The sequence below is a fragment of the Symmachiella dynata genome, from assembly GCF_007747995.1.
GTDB classification, from domain to species: Bacteria; Planctomycetota; Planctomycetia; order Planctomycetales; family Planctomycetaceae; genus Symmachiella; species Symmachiella dynata.
In genome coordinates, this window is sequence record NZ_CP036276.1 from 7,016,059 (window position 1) to 7,032,838 (window position 16,780).

A 16,780-nucleotide genomic window follows, 5' to 3' on the forward strand; every position below is an offset into this window, starting at 1 on the left:
GAATCATTCTCTTTGCCTCACATGTCGCTCACACGAAAGCCGTAAACATGGCAACCCCGAAAACCTTTAAGAGGCTCGGCAAGATGCTGATCTTCGCGGGAGTGCTTGCTTTCCTCGCCGGCCCCGCTGTCACTACTGTGGGGATGACCAATACCTTTGAGCAAATCAGTCAAACCGACGAAATTCCAGACGTAGCGGTTGAACAGGCAGTCGAAAAGACTGTGTCGTTGTCATGGCGAACAAACGCGATCGGCATTCCAGTGGGATTGACCTGCCTAGTCGCGGGCATTTGTTGTTATGTGGTGGCTGCACGATTGAAACGCCTGGCGGTTGCCCAAAACAGTGAAATTCCCGCCGCATGATCTGTTGTCCAGTCGGGGCGGCGGGTATGATGCATGCTGGTCAAAGTTACTCACCGCCGAGGTCGACATGCTGCAGTTGCTTTCCGATTCTGGTTCGCCCAATTTTTGCGATGGTCTATCGCGGCGGCGGATGTTGCAGGTCGGGGGGTTGGGGACGCTGGGGTTGGGGCTGCCGCAACTGCTCAAGGCGAACAGCGAGGCGGCATCGTCTGCGTCGACGTTTGGCCGGGCGAAGCGGGTGATCTTCTTTTTCATGTGGGGCGGACCGGCGCATCAGGATACGTGGGACCTCAAACCGGACGGTCCTTCTGCCACGCGGGGCGAGTTTTTGCCGATCGCGACCAATGTGCCCGGCATGCATATTTCGGAACATTTCCCACTGATTTCCCAACAAGGCGACAAGTTGGCGATCATTCGTTCGGTGGGGCAGGAAGACAACAACCACTCCACCGGCGCGCATGCGGGATTGACCGGACGGCGGCATGAGCTGAAGCAAGAACGCTTTGCCGCCCGCGAGACGGATTTTCCGCACATTGGGTCGGTGCTCTCGAAATTGCGTCCCAATGCGGCGGGAATGCCGACGTTTGTGTCGATGCCGGAAATCATTGCCACGACCGACGGCACGATTACGCCGGGACAATTCGGCGGCATGTTGGGCAAGGCGCACAATCCGTTTCAGATCGATCAACACCCGGATTTGCCCGACTTTTCAATCTCGAGTTTGGCGCTGCGAGGCGGAATGAATCCGCAGCGGATGGATACGCGGCGGCAATTGCTGGAACAAATCGACGACGTCCGGCGATTGGTCGACCGCGGTGCCCGCGTGCGGGACATGGACGCGTTTTATGCACGGGCTCTCGATTTGGTCCTGTCAGCCGAAGCGCGGCGGGCGTTTGATATTTCGTCGGAGAGCGAAGAGACGCGGCGGCGGTATGGTTGGCACACGTTCGGTCAAAGCACGCTGCTCGCCAGACGATTGGTCGAAGCGGGGGTCAAGCTGGTGACCGTTTATTGGCATCGCGAAAAACCGACCGTCGATGCCAGTTGGGATACGCATTGGCTGAACAACCAGGAACTGCGCAATCGGCTGATGCCTGTTGTCGACCGGCCGATCGCGGCGTTATTGGAAGACCTCAAGGCCAGCGGATTATTGGATGAGACGTTGGTGATATGGAACAGCGAGTTCGGTCGTTCACCACGATTCAATCGTTATGGCGGCCGCGATCATTGGGGTGCGTGCAATTCGGTGGTGATGGCGGGCGGCGGCGTTCCCGGTGGGCAGATTTTCGGGGCGTCCGATGAACAGGCGGCGCATCCGATTTCCGAAAAAGTGACGCAAGACGACATTGCCGCCACGGTGTATCACCTGTTGGGGATCGAACCGGAGACGGCCATCCAAGACAAACTGGGCCGCCCCTATCCAGTCGCGTTGGGCGAACCGATTCATAAGTTGCTGGGCAATCGCGCCCAACCAGAACCATCGCCCGATCCGCCACCCATTATAGGGCGCCCGAAAATCGGTCGGTTCACGCAAATGTTGCGGGAGCGGGGACTGCGGTATTTGACGGTCGACTTTGGCAATCCCGATAGCGAAGCGGATTGGAAACTGGCTGGTTTCGGCGAAGCGGTCGGTGAAGGTCTGGAACGTTATCGCCAACCGGCTGCAGAGGTCGCACGGGTGACGTATCAAGGCATTTGGCATGTGATGTTCGACTGGGCCTACTTGGTCCTGCGTTGCCCCGAACCGCGCACGCTGGATGGTTTGGTGCTCACACTGGAAGGCCAACCGTTGCCGATTCCGGAAAACTTGGCACAGGAACCGCCGTCAAAAATCTGGCACATCCCATTTCCTCCCGGCACGATTGCCGGCAGTCAGAATTTCGATTTAGCGATTCGCGGTGCGGATTGGCGGCTGACTGATTTGGTGTTGGTGGGGGATCGGATATCGGAGCGGCATTTGGGGTATGTTTGATTGGGGGTGGATGCCGCTGAGCGGACCTGAATCGCAAGTGGATGTCTGAATTGATTTGAAACTAAATACGTCGCTTGCCTCGCCAACGGATTGCACAGCGGACCCTACTCACTTGGTACAGTGTTCCATCGAAGTTGAATCGTGAATCGCGAAAAACTCATTGCTGACCTCAATCGGGCCGTCGCTGACGAGGATGCAACCTTATCGCGTCTTGTGAGCTTTGAGCATGGAAGTCGTGAACGGGTGGAAATGGAACTTCGATACAATACGGTACGGAATTCTGCAGCGGCTATCCGACGAGAGTTGGCCACGGTGACAGGCGAAGAACATGCGGTCTGGCTGGATTTGGGTGTCCGCCCCGAGGCTGCCATTTCTGGTGCTGTTCTCATTCAGACCGAGTCACGCTGTTACTTGATTTTCAATGCGAGCAACCTAGATGTTGACGGACGTGCGGCCCAGGCGATTGCTGAATTCAAATATCCCCGAAATACCCGATTTGGCGCACCCAACGATGAGGCGCTCAGCGGACATCCATTATATGGTCGCGGATTGCAACCCTATGACGCATTTGAAGTGATCAACTCTCGATGGCTTGTCGAGGAACTACGGCAAAATCAGGTAGCATTTCCAAATTACGAATTCTCATGTCGCCATTTTATCTTCACATTCCACGACAGCTCGTTCGAATGTTTGGCAGAGGATCTCTCCGTAACCGTTGATGAACGTCCGTTCGACCAAATCTGGCATGACCTATATGCGAAGGTCAATGAGCTGTGAGTTGTTGCCTCGACTTTGGTATTCCACTGATTTTGCCAATGAAACTCCACCTGTTTCAGAGCGCGGGAATTGCGGCTTCTTGCGGGCTTTGCCCGCCCCGATAGCAGAGCTATCGCGGCCACCCAGTGTTTAGAGGCTTTCGCTGGATGTTTTGCTGAATTGGGTGAAGCGTTGGGCCAGTTCGTTGGGTGATTCGGTTCCGTTGATTTCTAATGCGCGGCATTCTTCTAAGTTGCGAAACCAGGTGTGCTGTCGTTTGGCGAATTGGCGGGTGCGGATTTGTAGGGTTTCGATTGCTGCGGGCAATGTGGTTCGCTGCTCCAAGTGTTCGATGATTTCTTTATAACCCAGCGCCTGCCGCGCTGTGTTGGCCATCGGTGGTGAAATCGTTAAGAGTCCGCGGACTTCTTCGACCAACCCGACAGCGATCATTTGCTCGACGCGGAGGTTAATTCGCTGGTACAGCCAATCGCGCGGTGGGGAGAGCCAAAATACGTTTGCGGGGCGTTGCTCGTTGGGCAGCGGGCCTTGTTGTTGTTGTGCGGAGAGCGGCTTGCCGGTTAGTTCGTGTACTTCTATGGCGCGAACAATCCGCCGCAGATCGTTGGGGTGCAACCGGGCAGCTGTGGCTGGATCGACTTCCGCTAATCGACGATGCAGCGATCCGGCGCCGTGCTCTTTTCCGAACTGGTCGAGTTGTTTCCGTAATTCCCAATCCGCCGACGGGCCTTCGAAGACACCCCGTAAGACGGCGCGCAGATACAATCCCGTCCCCCCCACAAACAACGGCACGCGGCCGCGATTGAGGATCTCTTCGCAAACGGCTTGCGCCTGGGCGACATAGTCCGCGACGCTGAATTCTTCGTGCGGATCAACGACGTCGAGCATGTGATGCGGGATGCGGGCCTGTTCTGCGGGATTTGGCTTGGCAGTGCCGATATCCATGCCGCGGTAGATGGCCATCGAATCCAACGAGACGATCTCCGCCGACAATTGCTCTGCCAACCGCAACGCCGTCGCTGTTTTTCCACAGGCGGTCGGACCGGCCAAAAATTGACAGCGGGGCAAAATATCGGGCGAAAACTGCATGAAAATGGCATCGTCAGCGGGAGAAACGGAGGGTGATCGTAATATCTGCCAGCATAGAGACCCCGTCGGCATTTGGCCAGATCCTACGGCGGATGGCTGAATTGATCGCATCGCCTTCCCGAATCGGTTACTATGAGATCGCGCGTGAATTTAGACCGGACTTGAAGCACCGAGGAAGACAGGGCGAAATCTATCGATGGCGGAATTTGAACGTAGCATCGTCGTCACCAGTGGGCTGGAAGAAGTGTTTGATTTCCTGCTCCGTCCCCAAAATGTGACCCGCATCAGCCCCCCCGACATGGGACTGAACTTTGTGAATGCGCCTGAAGTGGTCGAACTGGGCAGCATCATGGAGTTCAAGGTGCTCGCCCGCGGAGTCGTGCAGAACATCACTCACGAAATCACGCATCTCGACCGCCCGACGCGTTTCATCGAAAAGCAGGTCCAGGGACCGTTCAAGCAATGGCAGCATGAACATGCGTTTGAAGCGACGGGTGAAGGGGTGACGATTATCGATCGCATCTCCTTCGAACCGCCGGGCGGGTTGATCGGCTTGCTGGTGACCGAAGAATCGATTCTGGATTCTTTAGACGACGGGTTCGCGCACCGGCACGCACAGTTGCAAAAACTGCTGGGCAACGAAAGCTAAGCGGCATGTTCCCTCACCTTACGATGAACGGCCTCCTTCTATGAGCCAACCTCGCCCCCCCAAACTGCCGGCCTCGCGTCGCAATTCGGAATCCAACGCCGGGACCTTGTTGGCCGTCTTTTTCATCCTGTTGCTTGCCGGGGGGTTCCTGGCTTTGATCGGGGCCGCCACTCAAACCGGCTTTTTCTTCTTCATCCCCGTACTGCTCATCGCTGCCACGTTGGTCGGCCTGTTGCATTATCTTGTCTGGGGCCGGTTGTTGTCGCAGCGGATCATTGAGGAAGACGAAGCCAAGGCTCAATTTCCCGAGTCGGGCAAGTGAACGCGTGCCGGTAGAGGCCTTGCAAATTTATCGAAAACTCTCTGTGAACGTGTTCTCACCTAGCATTGCGGCGGGGTCTGAAATCCGAGGCGGCCTATCGTTCGCTGGAGTGGACCATTTAGGCTTAAGTCGTTATCAGGGCCTAGTTTGACAATCCCCGTTCTGTGCCGTATTATTAGAATTCTATACAGGTGACTCACTACAATTGCGGATTGCTCAGATGTCACGGTTGCTAAACGATATTCGAACTCCCTGCAGCGGCGCTATTGGCGTGCGCATTGGCGAGATTATTATTGAGCAACCCCCGCGACCTTGAGCACCAACGGTTTTCACACAACCTTCCACCCTCAGGTCGATTTGATCTGAGGGTTTTTTTGTTTCCAGTCGGCAGTCTACGGTAGACCGCAGGCAGCTCTTTATAGGGAGTCTGTTCTGTCTACTCCCCTCTGTCGACTGCCTACTCACACAGGTTTTCGTATGGCCCGGATACAACTTTACGACACAACGCTCCGTGACGGCAGTCAGGGAGAAGGGGTAAACTTTTCGCTGCAGGACAAGCTGCTGATTACGCGCAAATTGGACGCTCTTGGTTTTGACTATATTGAAGGGGGGTATCCCCTCTCCAACCCCAAGGACTTCGAATACTTTCAGCAGGCAGCGGAGTTGTCACTCCAGCATGCGCGGGTGTGTGCGTTTGGTATGACGCGACGTCGCGGCGTGACAGCGGAAAACGATGTCGGTATGCGCGCCTTGATCGATTCGCAAGCGCCGGTCGTAACTATCGTCGGCAAGTCGTGGGATTTGCACGTTGAGGAGATTCTCCGTGTTGACGAGGCGGAGAACTTGGCGATGATCCGCGACTCGGTCGCGTTCGTCGTCTCGCAGGGACGGGAGGTCATCTATGATGCCGAGCATTTCTTTGACGGATATCTCCACAACCCCGAGTTCGCCCTGGCTACGATTCGAGCAGCACAGGAAGCGGGTGCCACGATGGCGGTGTTGTGCGACACCAACGGCGGCAGCTTGCCCGAACAAATCGCCCGCACAGTTGGCATTGCATGTGACACGTTGAAGATCCCCGTTGGAATTCACACGCATAACGATGGTGATCTGGCCACGGCAAATTCACTGGCTGCTGTGGCGGCCGGGGCGGTGCAGGTGCAAGGGACCATCAACGGCATCGGCGAACGTTGCGGCAATGCCGACTTGGTCTGCGTCGCTGCGAATTTATCGCTGAAGCAAGAGCACGAAGTACTCGACGGTAAAGGAGTGCGGCATCTGACCGAATTGTCGCGGTACGTTTACGAACTCGCCAACATGAATTTTCGTAACAACCAGCCGTTTGTGGGCGCCAGTGCGTTTGCCCATAAAGGAGGCATGCACGTGCATGCGGTCAATCGCATCGCGCATAGTTATGAACACATTGAACCACAGGTCGTGGGGAACGTGCGTCGCGTGTTGGTGAGTGAATTGTCGGGCCGGTCGAACATTGTGGCCAAGGCGACCAAATTCAAATTGGAGCAAGATGCAGACCTGATGGCCAAGATCCTGGAGCGTGTGCAGGATTTGGAGAGCGAAGGCTACCAATTCGAGGCGGCGGAAGCGTCGTTTGACTTGCTGATTAAGAAGGTGGCGGGCAATTACGCAGCAATGTTCGAGCGGATGCATTACCGTGTGAATGTGGAAACCGACCAGAAGTCGCAACCCGTCACCGAAGCGACGGTCAAACTGCGGGTCCATGGCGAAGTACGGCACGAGGTGGCTGAGGGAGACGGACCGGTCAACGCATTGGATTCGGCATTGCGGAAGGCACTCAACGGGGCCTATCCGGGACTGGAGGAGATGCATCTGGTGGACTATAAAGTCCGCGTGATCAACTCCACCGAAGGAACCGCCGCCCGCGTGCGGGTTGTGATCGAAAGCCGTGATAAAGAAGAGATCTGGAGCACAATCGGCGTGAGTGAAAATGTCATCGAGGCGAGTTGGTTGGCGCTGGTCGATAGTGTGGAATACAAATTACTTAAGGATGCGGGGCATTTCGAAATCGAAGCCATGAGCGCCGCCGACTAATCCCCCGTAGGTCAGGCTCCCGCCTGACGCCCTGACCAGATAACGTCCAACATCTAACGTCCAATAGAAACCGCGTCAGGCGACTGCCTGGCCTACTGAAATACGAAGAATCTAGAAAACCTCATGACGACTGAACTGCCCAAGCAGTATGAACCGAAAGCCGCGCAAGAGCGGTGGTATTCGCAATGGGAACAGGATGGCCGGTTTGATGCCGATCCTGATCCGGAAAAACCATCGCATACGATCATGATCCCACTACCGAACGTCACCGGCGCGCTGCACATGGGGCATGCGCTCAACGGGACGTTGCAGGATTTGATTACCCGTTGGCGGCGGATGCAGGGCTTTGAGGCGCTGTGGATGCCCGGCACGGATCATGCCGGAATCGCGACGCAGTCGGTCGTTGAACGGCGGATGTTTGAAGAAGAGGGGCTGACGCGGCACGATATTGGCCGTGAGGCGCTGGTCGAGCGGATTTGGACTTGGAAGGACCAATACGAAGCTCGCATTCTCAACCAATTGAAACAAATGGGGGCCAGTTGTGATTGGCGGCGGACTCGGTTTACGCTCGACGATATGTGCTCGGTGGCGGTTCGCAAAACCTTCTTCAAGTTGTTTCGTGATGAACTGATCTTTCGCGGCAAACGGTTGGTCAATTGGGATACCTTCCTGCAGACAGCGGTCGCCAATGACGAAGTGTTTCACGAAACGGTTCCCGGCCATTTTTGGACCTTCACCTATCCGGTGGTCGGCAGCGATGAGACGCTCGCGTTTTCGACGACGCGGCCTGAGACGATGTTGGGCGATTCGGCGATTGCCGTTCATCCCAGCGATGAACGTTATGCGCATCTGATCGGAAAAATGGTCAGCATTTCGGTCACCGGCCGCGAGATTCCGATCATTGCCGATGGGATTTTAGTCGACAAGGAACTCGGTACGGGAGCGGTCAAAGTCACTCCCGCGCATGACCATAACGACTACGCCTGCGGCCAGCGCAATGATCTGCCGGTCATCAACATCCTCAACAATGATGGCACGATCAACGAAAACGGTGCTCCCTATGAAGGGTTGGACCGTTACGAAGCTCGCAAGAAAATTGTTGCCGATATGGAGGCAGCAGGGCATCTGGTCAAAATTGAGGACCGCGATATTGAAATCGCGCACAGCGATCGCAGTAAGACGCCGATCGAACCGTATTTGTCCGACCAATGGTTCGTCGCTATGCAGGACTTGGCGCAATCGGCGATTGATGCGGTTGAGGATGGTCGCGTTCGTTTCTATCCAGCACGTTACACCAAAACGTACAACGATTGGTTGGGCGAAAAACGAGATTGGTGTATCAGTCGGCAATTGTGGTGGGGACACCAGATTCCGATTTGGTATTGCGACACCTGTAGTGAAGCGGATCTGCAAGCCGCTTTCGGTGAGCGCGAGGATGTCTCCTATCGCCGCGACGCAGATGATACGACGTGGCTGATTTGCGGCGAAACCGATCTGGCCGAAGATGCGATGGGCGCTGAACATAAGTTGGTTCGCGATCCGGATGTTCTCGATACCTGGTTCAGTTCCGCCCTGTGGCCGCACGCCACACTGGGTTGGCCGGAGCAGACCAAAGACTTGGACTATTTCTATCCCGGCAATGTGCTGATCACCAGTCGCGATATTATTACGTTGTGGGTCGCGCGGATGGTCATCATGGGGCTGTACAACATGGGCGATATTCCCTTCGCGCATGTGCATATCCATCCCAAGATTTTGGATTCTTTCGGCCAAACGATGTCCAAGAGCAAAGGCAACGGCGTCAATCCGCTGGACATCATCGATAAATACGGCACCGATGCGATGCGGTTTACGATCGCCTCGTTCGCCGGCGAAAGCCAGGACGTCAAGATTCCGGTCGACTACGAATGCCCCCATTGCGGCGGGCTGATTCCGCAGACGCTCAAGGATCAAAAAGCGACGCCCGACGGCGGCGAAAAGCCGCGAGTTACGTGTAAGCAGTGTAAGAAGAGTTCACAGTTCTCCAGCCCGTGGTTCGATCCCGACGAGGGAGAACCGGTTGCGCGGATCGTCAGCGAGCGGTTTGAGTACGGTCGTAATTTCTGCAACAAACTGTGGAATGCCGCTCGGTTCGCCATGTTGAACCTCGAAGGCTATACGCCCGGCGAGATTGCTCAAGACGAATTGCAGGTCGAAGACCGTTGGATTCTCAGCCGGCTGTCGCGGACGGCCGAGTCAATCAACGCGCTGTTGAGCGAATACAAATTCGACGCGGCGACGCGCGCTCTGCGTGATTTTGTCTGGAATGAATTCTGCGACTGGTATGTCGAGATGGTCAAACCGCGGCTGCGCGATGAAGAGGCGAAACCCTCGACGCAGCGGATTTTGGTGGGGGTGCTGGATGGCATTGTCCGTTTGCTGGCGCCGTTCACTCCGTTCCTGACAGAAGAGCTTTGGGCGCGGTTGAATGAAATCGCGCCGCAGCGAGGCTTGTTCACGCCACAACCAGCGGCCGAGAGTTGCATGATTGCCTCGTATCCTGAGTTCCCGCTCGACTGGCAGGATGCAGGGTTGGAGTCACGGTTCGCGCGGTTGCAGGAAACGATTGTCGCTGTCCGCAACCTGCGTGCGGTATATCGCATCGCCAATGCGGTCGAACTGCAACTGCACGTCCGTTGCCCCGCGGGGGTCGCCGCGGAACTGGATGATGTCGCTCCGCAATTCGACAATCTGGCCAAAACGAAATTGGCCGCCACCGGACCGGACATCGAACCGCCCCCGGCATCGGCGAGTTTTTCGTTGACCGATGCGGACGGATTTGTCCCGCTGGAAGGAATTGTCGACTTGGGAGCGGAATTGGAGCGACAAAAAGCGGAAGCGGAGAAACTCCGCGGGCATATCGGCGGCCATGAGAAGAAATTGGCCAACAAGAATTTCGTGGACCGCGCTCCGGCGGAGGTTGTCGAGGATGTCCGCGAGACGTTGGCAGGCCTGAAAAAACAGTTGGAGAGCATCGAAACCATTGTCGCCCAATTGGGCGGGTCGTAGAATTCTCTCGATCCCATCCGCCCACCGGCGGCTTGGATTTTGCATTGCCTGCCAATTGCCTATACTGGGCGATAGACTTCTATTCGTATACACTCGGAGAACTCAGCCGTGCTCGTCCATATGGAATTGGCCCGCATTATTATCAACGAGATCAACGATCACCAGATCGTTTATCTGCGGGAAGTGAACGGCGACCGGCAATTTCCGATCGTCATCGGATTTTTCGAAGCATCGAGCATCGATCGCCGCGTCAAAGACGAGGCCCCACCGCGGCCGTTGACCCACGAATTGCTGAAAAACACAATTGAAGAACTGGGTGGCGAATTGCAGGACGTGGTGATCAACAACCTGCTGGATCACACGTACTATGGTCTGCTGCGGATTCTGCAGGACGGCGAAACGGTCGAAATCGACTGCCGCCCCTCAGATGCAATCGCCTTGGCGGTCCAATTCACACCACACTTGCCGATTTATGTCGACGAGGAAGTCCTTGCCGAAGCGGCGAATTGAACCCGGCATCGCGCGCAGGGGCACACTTCAATTAGCCACAGATTGAACACAGATCAAACACAGACTGAAGCCAGCGCTGCTAAGTTGCATTCAAGACTTTGACAAGAATTAGCCTCAGAGATCACAGAGAAAACCGAGAAAAGCTGTCTTGTGGGGTCATCGTGGTTTAATGAATCTCTCTGTGAGCTCGGTGCTCTCTGTGGCTTATTTTTTTAGCGGTGGGGATTTGCACAACAGATGAAGCATTGATGCATTCGGGGCACAGGTGTGATGTCGTTGATGGTCAGATTCCCAATCGACCGCTTGCGGTTGATCGAGGGGTGGCATTGAAAACATTGCGTAGGTCATGCTGTGCATGACGAATCGCAGAGGAATGAAAATCGAGCAAGCTTCGTCATGCACAGCATGACCTACTAAAGAGAATAGGCCCTATTTTGACTGCCAACCAGTACGAAAATCCGTTGATCTCACGATATAGCTCTGCGGAAATGAGCGGCATTTGGTCGCCGCAGACGAAATTTTCCACCTGGCGACGGTTGTGGGTCGCGCTGGCTGAGGCGGAGCGTGAGTTGGGGTTGGATATCTCAGCTGCGCAGATCGCTGAGCTTCGGGAAGCGGTGGACGATATTGATTTTGCCACTGCCCGCCGGCACGAAGAAACCTTGCGGCACGACGTGATGGCCCACGTGCATGCCTATGGCGACCGTTGCCCGAATGCGCGGGGCATCATCCACCTGGGGGCGACGAGTTGTTATGTCACGGATAACACCGACTTGTTGTTGTTGCGGGACAGCTTGGAATTGATCCGTGCCCGGCTGGTGCTGACGATCGACCAGTTGGCGAAATTCGCCGCTGAGTATCGCGATGTCGCCTGTCTGGGATTCACGCATCTGCAACCCGCGCAACCGACGACTGTCGGCAAGCGAGCGACGCTGTGGTGTTATGATCTGGTCCTCGATTTGGCGGAAATTCAGCACCGCTTGAATACGCTCCGCTTTCGCGGTGTGAAAGGGACGACCGGAACCCAGGCGACTTTCTTGCAACTGTTTGACGGCGATCATGCCAAGGTCGAAACGCTTGATAAACTTGTTGCTGAAAAAATGGGCTTCGAGACAACCTATGCGGTGACCGGTCAAACCTATTCGCGCAAGATCGATGCACAGGTGTTGGCGGTCTTGAGCGGCATCGGGCAATCGGCGCACAAGGCGGGTAGCGATCTGCGGTTGTTGCAAAGCCGCAAGGAATTGGAAGAGCCGTTCGGTAAACAACAAATCGGCTCTTCAGCCATGGCCTACAAACGCAACCCGATGCGGGCGGAGCGGATGTGCGGACTGGCCCGTTATGCGATTAGTCTCACCAGCAGTGCGGACAACACGTTGGCGACGCAGTGGATGGAACGGACGTTGGACGACAGCGCTAACCGCCGCCTGAGTTTGCCGCAATCGTTTTTGGCCATCGATGCAGCGCTGATTTTGTACCGCAACGTGGCGGATGGACTAGTGGTCTATCCGCAGGTGATCGCCAAACATGTCGCCGAGGAGTTGCCGTTTTTGGCCACCGAAGAAATCCTGATGGCGGGCGTCCGCGCCGGTGGGGATCGGCAAGACCTGCACGAAAGTGTCCGCGTGCACAGCCAAGCGGCCGCTCAGCAGGTCAAAGAGCATGGCCAGTCCAACGACCTGATTGCGCGTCTCAAAGGGGACCCCGCCTTCGCGAATGTCGATTTGGACGGCGCGCTCGACGTCAATAAATACATCGGCCGCGCTCCGGAGCAAGTCGACGCCTTTATTAGTGAAGTCATCGAACCGATCCGCACGCGGTACGCCGAGGACCTGAATCGTTCCGCAGGCGAGGTCCGGGTTTAATCTCCTTGGGATAACATGCCCACTGCTGCCATCAAACAACATGCCCGGGACGTGGGTTTCGACCTCGTCGGCATTGCGCCGGCGGTCCGCCCGGCGGGGTTTGGTGATTTCCAGGCGTGGTTACAAAAATGTTACGATGGCGAAATGCGGTATCTCCGCGGCCGTGAAGAGGCATACGCGCATCCCGAATTTGTGCTGCCACACGTGCAAAGCGTGATCATGCTGGGCTTGAATTATCGCACGGCCGAACCGGTCGCGCTGCCACCCACTGGAGGGCGGATTTCGCGCTATGCCTGGGGCGACGTCGATTACCACGATACAATCCGCGGCAAGTTACGGCAGCTTGCAGGGCATGTTCACGAACAACTCCCCGGTTGCCGCACGCGAGGTGTCGTCGATACGGCCCCGCTGCTAGAACGTGATTTCGCCCGACTGGCGGGGCTGGGTTGGTCGGCGAAAAATACGATGCTGATCAATAAGCAGATCGGCAGTTGGACGTTTCTAGCAGCTCTGCTCATTGATCGCGAACTCGTCTACGACGCCCCGCACGAAACATCGCATTGCGGCAGTTGCACGCGTTGCCTGGATGCTTGTCCAACCGATGCGTTTGCAGAACCGTTCGTGCTGGACGCGAGCCGTTGTATTTCGTATCTGACGATTGAATTGCGAGGACCGATTCCCACTGAATTGCGGGAGCCCATAGGAGATTGGTTGTTTGGTTGTGACATTTGTCAGGAGGTCTGCCCGTGGAATCGCAAAGCGCCGGTCTCCGGCGAACCGACATTCCAACCCCGCGATGACATGCGTCCGGTCGATGCGTTGGAATTGCTCACGCTGAGTGAAGCGGAGTTCCGTGCGCGATTTCGACAGACGCCGCTTTTTCGACCCGGTCGCGCGGGATTGTTGCGGAATGCGGCAATTGTGTTGGGCAATGCAGGGGATGAACGGGCGGTGCCGGCGTTGATAGCGGTGCTGAACGACGACGAACCGCTGATTCGTGGGGCGGCTGCATGGGCGTTGGGGAGGATTGGTGGAGCGGTCGCGCGAGTGGCGCTGACGGAGCGAAGCAGGATTGAAAATGATGGCAAGGTGATTCTTGAGATCGACGGGGCATTAACGAACTATTCAGCGTGAATCTCAGGAACAGAATAGAAATTGACGTCCCCCTCACTGTTTCCGGTTGCGAGCGTTTTTCCATCAGGCGAAAAAGCAACTGCAGTGGCACCCCAATAGTCGTCGTTGTCTTTCACAGTGGCGTCATCCCTGATTGTTTTAATTAACTCACCCGCTTCGATATCCCAAATCATAGTCAAACCTTGATCTTGGTCGTCTGGTGTTTCGGTACAAGCCGCTAGTAAACGAGCATCGGGAGACAGGGCGATTCCACAGATCACGACATCACCGGCATTGAACGTTCGGTATAGGGACCCGTCATTGATGTCCCAAATCGAAATGACATCTCCACAGCAAAACTGGGTCGTCGCAATTCTTGTTTTGGCGTGTGCCATCTGGATGGATTCGGTCGTACGAAGCAAACAGCGGCTTTGCTCCGATTGACTGGCAATATCGTAAATGGAGAGGTAACGACTATTGTCCACCCCTGTCACTTGAATTGCCAACAGGCGTCCATCAGCAACAAAACCAATCGGCCACATATCAAGGCCGTCTGCGGACAACTCCGCGCGCTTCTCGCTCGTCTCCACTTCCTTCACGACCACTTGATCATTGCCGGCCCTGACAGCGACATGACGGCCGTCGGGCGAAATCACGCGGGGATCCTCTATGGGGAAACGTTCCGGTTTCAGTTTGTGGATGTTCCAGCGAACGACTTCGTTGCCTCCCATCACATGGATGCACTCGCCGTCTGGGGTAAAATAAAGGGGCGCATATCCGACCATGGCATCAATCGTGAGCGAAGCCTGGTCGACCCAACTCTCGCGACCCAAGCCATAGTCTTTGGGTTCCCAAATACGAACTGTTCCCGGCGGATTTTCGAATAACGGTGAAACCCGCCAGCTGCTCGGATGTTGCGGGTAGTGCGTGCTTGCCAATTTCTTACCGTCTGGCGAGAAGGCCAGCGAATCAACCGCAAATGCACCGGCTGAGGCCGAGCCGTGAATCGCCCAGCCATCGTCGTCCTGAATGGCTCCATCCATGTCGATTTGCGAGGCACATCCAGCAAACGTTGCGAGGCACAGTGCCATCGCCAGCCCGGCATATGAAATCCGTTTCATCGAGAACGGCTCCTGAAAACGATTGCGATTCGCTGAAAACGTTATCCGAACCCTGAAACGGCAGCAATAGCGACTTGTTGGATAGCGGCGTGACCGACGATGATGTCGTTTCGGAAATTTTGGCGGCGTTGGTGGATTGTGCGTTACCCCCCGGCAAAGCCGGGGGCTGAAAGCAAACGCGCGCAATCCACATTTCCATCAGCCCCCGGCTTTGCCGGGGGGGGCGTGCCGATTACGGACCGGGCACGGCCGACACCGGTAATTCAAAATAAAACACGCGGTTTTGATCCAACGGGCCGTCGATTTCTTCTTTGGGGATCAATAACCGGTCGCCCAGGATTGTGCGGCTTTTGATTGTGCCGTCGGGGGCGGTGACTAAAAATTCTGCGGGATGCACGAAGACGATGTATTTGCCGTTTTGTCGTGAACGGCTTTGCACGATCGGGTCGTTTCGCCGGGGGCCGAACATGCCGCCGGAGGGGCAGATCAAAAACTCCGCGCCGTTCTCATTGAAGCGGCCGACGATGGATTGTTCCGTTCGGTCAGCGCAGATCATCAGGCCGGTTTTGCCGAAGGGGGAATCGAACACCAACGACCGATCGCCGGGAGTGTTGCGGACCAATTCGTGTTGCAGTTTTTGCTTGCGGTATTTTCCTACCAGTTCACCTTCGGGATTGATGAACACAGCCGTGTTGTACCGTTTGTCGCCGTCGGCTTCCATCATGCCGGCGACGAGATGAATATCCAATTCGTCCGCCAGTGCCGCTAATTTTTTGAAGTATTCGCCATCGGGAATCGGTTCGCCCAGTGCGCGGTATCGGGGGAGCGGAATTGATTTGTCGGCGATGGCGTAACCATCCAGAAACGACTCGGTGGTGACGACAATCTTCGCGCCGCCGGCGGCTGCTTCGCGAATCAATGCCTCGGCCCGTTGGTAATTGGTTTCCTTCTCGGTGCGAATCCATTTGAGCACGATCCCTGCGACGCGAACCGTCGGTTGATCGCTTGTGGAAGCGGCATTTTTTTCGGCGAGACGTTTTTTGATCAGCGGAGCTAAGAACTTGGCTGTTTCATCGCCAATGACATGATAACCGGCCAGATTGGGGTGCCGGTCGCTGAACCAGCCGGGGACGTCTTTGAGGTGTGCATCGTAGCGATTGCCCATCGCAATCACTTGCTGGTCGTAGATCGCTGGGCGGATGAGCAGATGAAATCTCTCCGGAACATTTTTGAGTGGAACGCGGCGATAGGTGAGGGCCTGTGGGCCGGCTGCTTTCAGCTCAGCGGCAAACCGCTCGTGGACATCCAACAATGGAACGTTTTCACTTTCAGCCACCGCGCGGACAATGGTATTGATGTCCTCGTCGCGCTGATCGCGGAAATAGGGAAACGTCGGCATCAGGATTAGTTCAGCGCCGGGATGATCCTGACGTAACCGTGCCATCAGCTCGCGTAGATCGTTGGGAAAATTCTTGGCAAAGTCCTTGCGCTTGCCACGGTCGTTGAGCCCGTAACGAATCAGCACATAATCGAGTCCGGGCAACGGCTTAATGTCGCGGTCATACCGTCCCGATGTGAGGAGTCCGTGGACAAACTCGCCGTCGCGACCTTGGTTGATCACATTTGTGGCGGGGATATCATTGTCCGCTTTGAGCAAATCGCGAATGACATCTTCCAGGTGATGTGCGTTGGGATCGGTTTTGCGACAGATACTGCCAATGCAAGTGCTATCGCCCATCAACAAGATTTGTAGTTTGCCGTCATGATCGGCGCGGGCGGTGGCGGATGCGACGGTGAGGGTGAATAGACAAATACTGGGCAGAATGAGGCGACGGAATAACAGCATGGAATGACTCCGGGATGAGGTAGGCAGTTCCATGCC

13 protein-coding genes are annotated in these 16,780 nt (G+C 55.9%); 10 read left to right on the forward strand and 3 right to left on the reverse strand.

Annotated elements, in window-relative coordinates; translation table 11 throughout:
• Positions 1–47 precede the first annotated feature (47 nt).
• The 3 genes from Mal52_RS26785 to Mal52_RS26795 all read left to right on the forward strand — a co-directional run bounded on the left by Mal52_RS26785 (position 48) and on the right by Mal52_RS26795 (position 3,111).
• Complete coding sequence (locus Mal52_RS26785) at positions 48–362, forward strand: hypothetical protein (RefSeq protein ID WP_145379792.1); 315 nt, start codon at positions 48–50, stop codon at positions 360–362.
• Entirely contained in the window at positions 343–2,334 is a 1,992-nt protein-coding gene (locus Mal52_RS26790) for a DUF1501 domain-containing protein (RefSeq protein ID WP_145379794.1), read from the forward strand. Before Mal52_RS26785 ends, Mal52_RS26790 begins: the two co-directional genes overlap by 20 nt.
• 141 nt (positions 2,335–2,475) lie before the next feature.
• Positions 2,476–3,111 carry a hypothetical protein gene (locus tag Mal52_RS26795; protein ID WP_145379796.1) on the forward strand — a complete coding sequence of 212 codons (636 nt, stop codon included), beginning with the start codon at positions 2,476–2,478 and terminating at the stop codon, positions 3,109–3,111.
• 129 nt (positions 3,112–3,240) lie between these two features.
• Here Mal52_RS26795 and miaA read toward each other — a convergent pair whose 3' ends face one another.
• Complete coding sequence (miaA, locus tag Mal52_RS26800) at positions 3,241–4,272, reverse strand: tRNA (adenosine(37)-N6)-dimethylallyltransferase MiaA (protein WP_231962453.1); 1,032 nt, start codon at positions 4,270–4,272, stop codon at positions 3,241–3,243.
• 124 nt (positions 4,273–4,396) lie between these two features.
• On the opposite strand from miaA, the gene Mal52_RS26805 reads away from it, so the two are divergent.
• The 7 genes from Mal52_RS26805 (at position 4,397) to queG (ending at position 13,798) form a co-directional block, all read left to right on the forward strand.
• On the forward strand, positions 4,397–4,849 hold the full coding sequence (locus Mal52_RS26805; RefSeq protein ID WP_145379798.1) for an SRPBCC family protein: 453 nt from the start codon (positions 4,397–4,399) through the stop codon (positions 4,847–4,849).
• Between the two features lie 40 nt (positions 4,850–4,889).
• A complete protein-coding gene (locus Mal52_RS26810) occupies positions 4,890–5,171 on the forward strand; it encodes a hypothetical protein (protein ID WP_145379800.1) in 282 nt (93 codons plus the stop codon).
• Positions 5,172–5,648: 477 nt separating this feature from the next.
• Positions 5,649–7,241, forward strand: coding sequence for a citramalate synthase (gene cimA / locus Mal52_RS26815; protein ID WP_145379802.1), 1,593 nt, complete (start codon positions 5,649–5,651; stop codon positions 7,239–7,241).
• A gap of 123 nt (positions 7,242–7,364) precedes the next feature.
• Positions 7,365–10,289 (forward strand): valine--tRNA ligase, encoded by a 2,925-nt coding sequence (locus Mal52_RS26820; protein WP_145379804.1) that lies wholly within the window; start codon positions 7,365–7,367, stop codon positions 10,287–10,289.
• A gap of 108 nt (positions 10,290–10,397) precedes the next feature.
• Positions 10,398–10,799, forward strand: a complete 402-nt coding sequence (locus Mal52_RS26825; protein WP_197532400.1) for a bifunctional nuclease family protein — start codon at positions 10,398–10,400, stop codon at positions 10,797–10,799.
• A gap of 434 nt (positions 10,800–11,233) precedes the next feature.
• Positions 11,234–12,664 carry an adenylosuccinate lyase gene (purB, locus tag Mal52_RS26830; protein ID WP_145379806.1) on the forward strand — a complete coding sequence of 477 codons (1,431 nt, stop codon included), beginning with the start codon at positions 11,234–11,236 and terminating at the stop codon, positions 12,662–12,664.
• 15 nt (positions 12,665–12,679) lie between these two features.
• Positions 12,680–13,798, forward strand: a complete 1,119-nt coding sequence (gene queG / locus Mal52_RS26835; RefSeq protein WP_145379808.1) for a tRNA epoxyqueuosine(34) reductase QueG — start codon at positions 12,680–12,682, stop codon at positions 13,796–13,798.
• Here the strand turns inward: queG and Mal52_RS26840 are convergent.
• Both Mal52_RS26840 and Mal52_RS26845 read right to left on the reverse strand, forming a co-directional pair.
• The gene (locus Mal52_RS26840) at positions 13,786–14,898 is read right to left on the reverse strand and encodes a WD40 repeat domain-containing protein (RefSeq protein WP_145379810.1); all 1,113 of its coding nucleotides are present in this window, start codon (positions 14,896–14,898) and stop codon (positions 13,786–13,788) included. The genes queG and Mal52_RS26840 overlap by 13 nt on opposite strands.
• Positions 14,899–15,130: 232 nt before the next feature.
• Entirely contained in the window at positions 15,131–16,744 is a 1,614-nt protein-coding gene (locus Mal52_RS26845; RefSeq protein ID WP_145379812.1) for a nitrilase-related carbon-nitrogen hydrolase, read from the reverse strand.
• Positions 16,745–16,780: the final 36 nt, after the last annotated feature.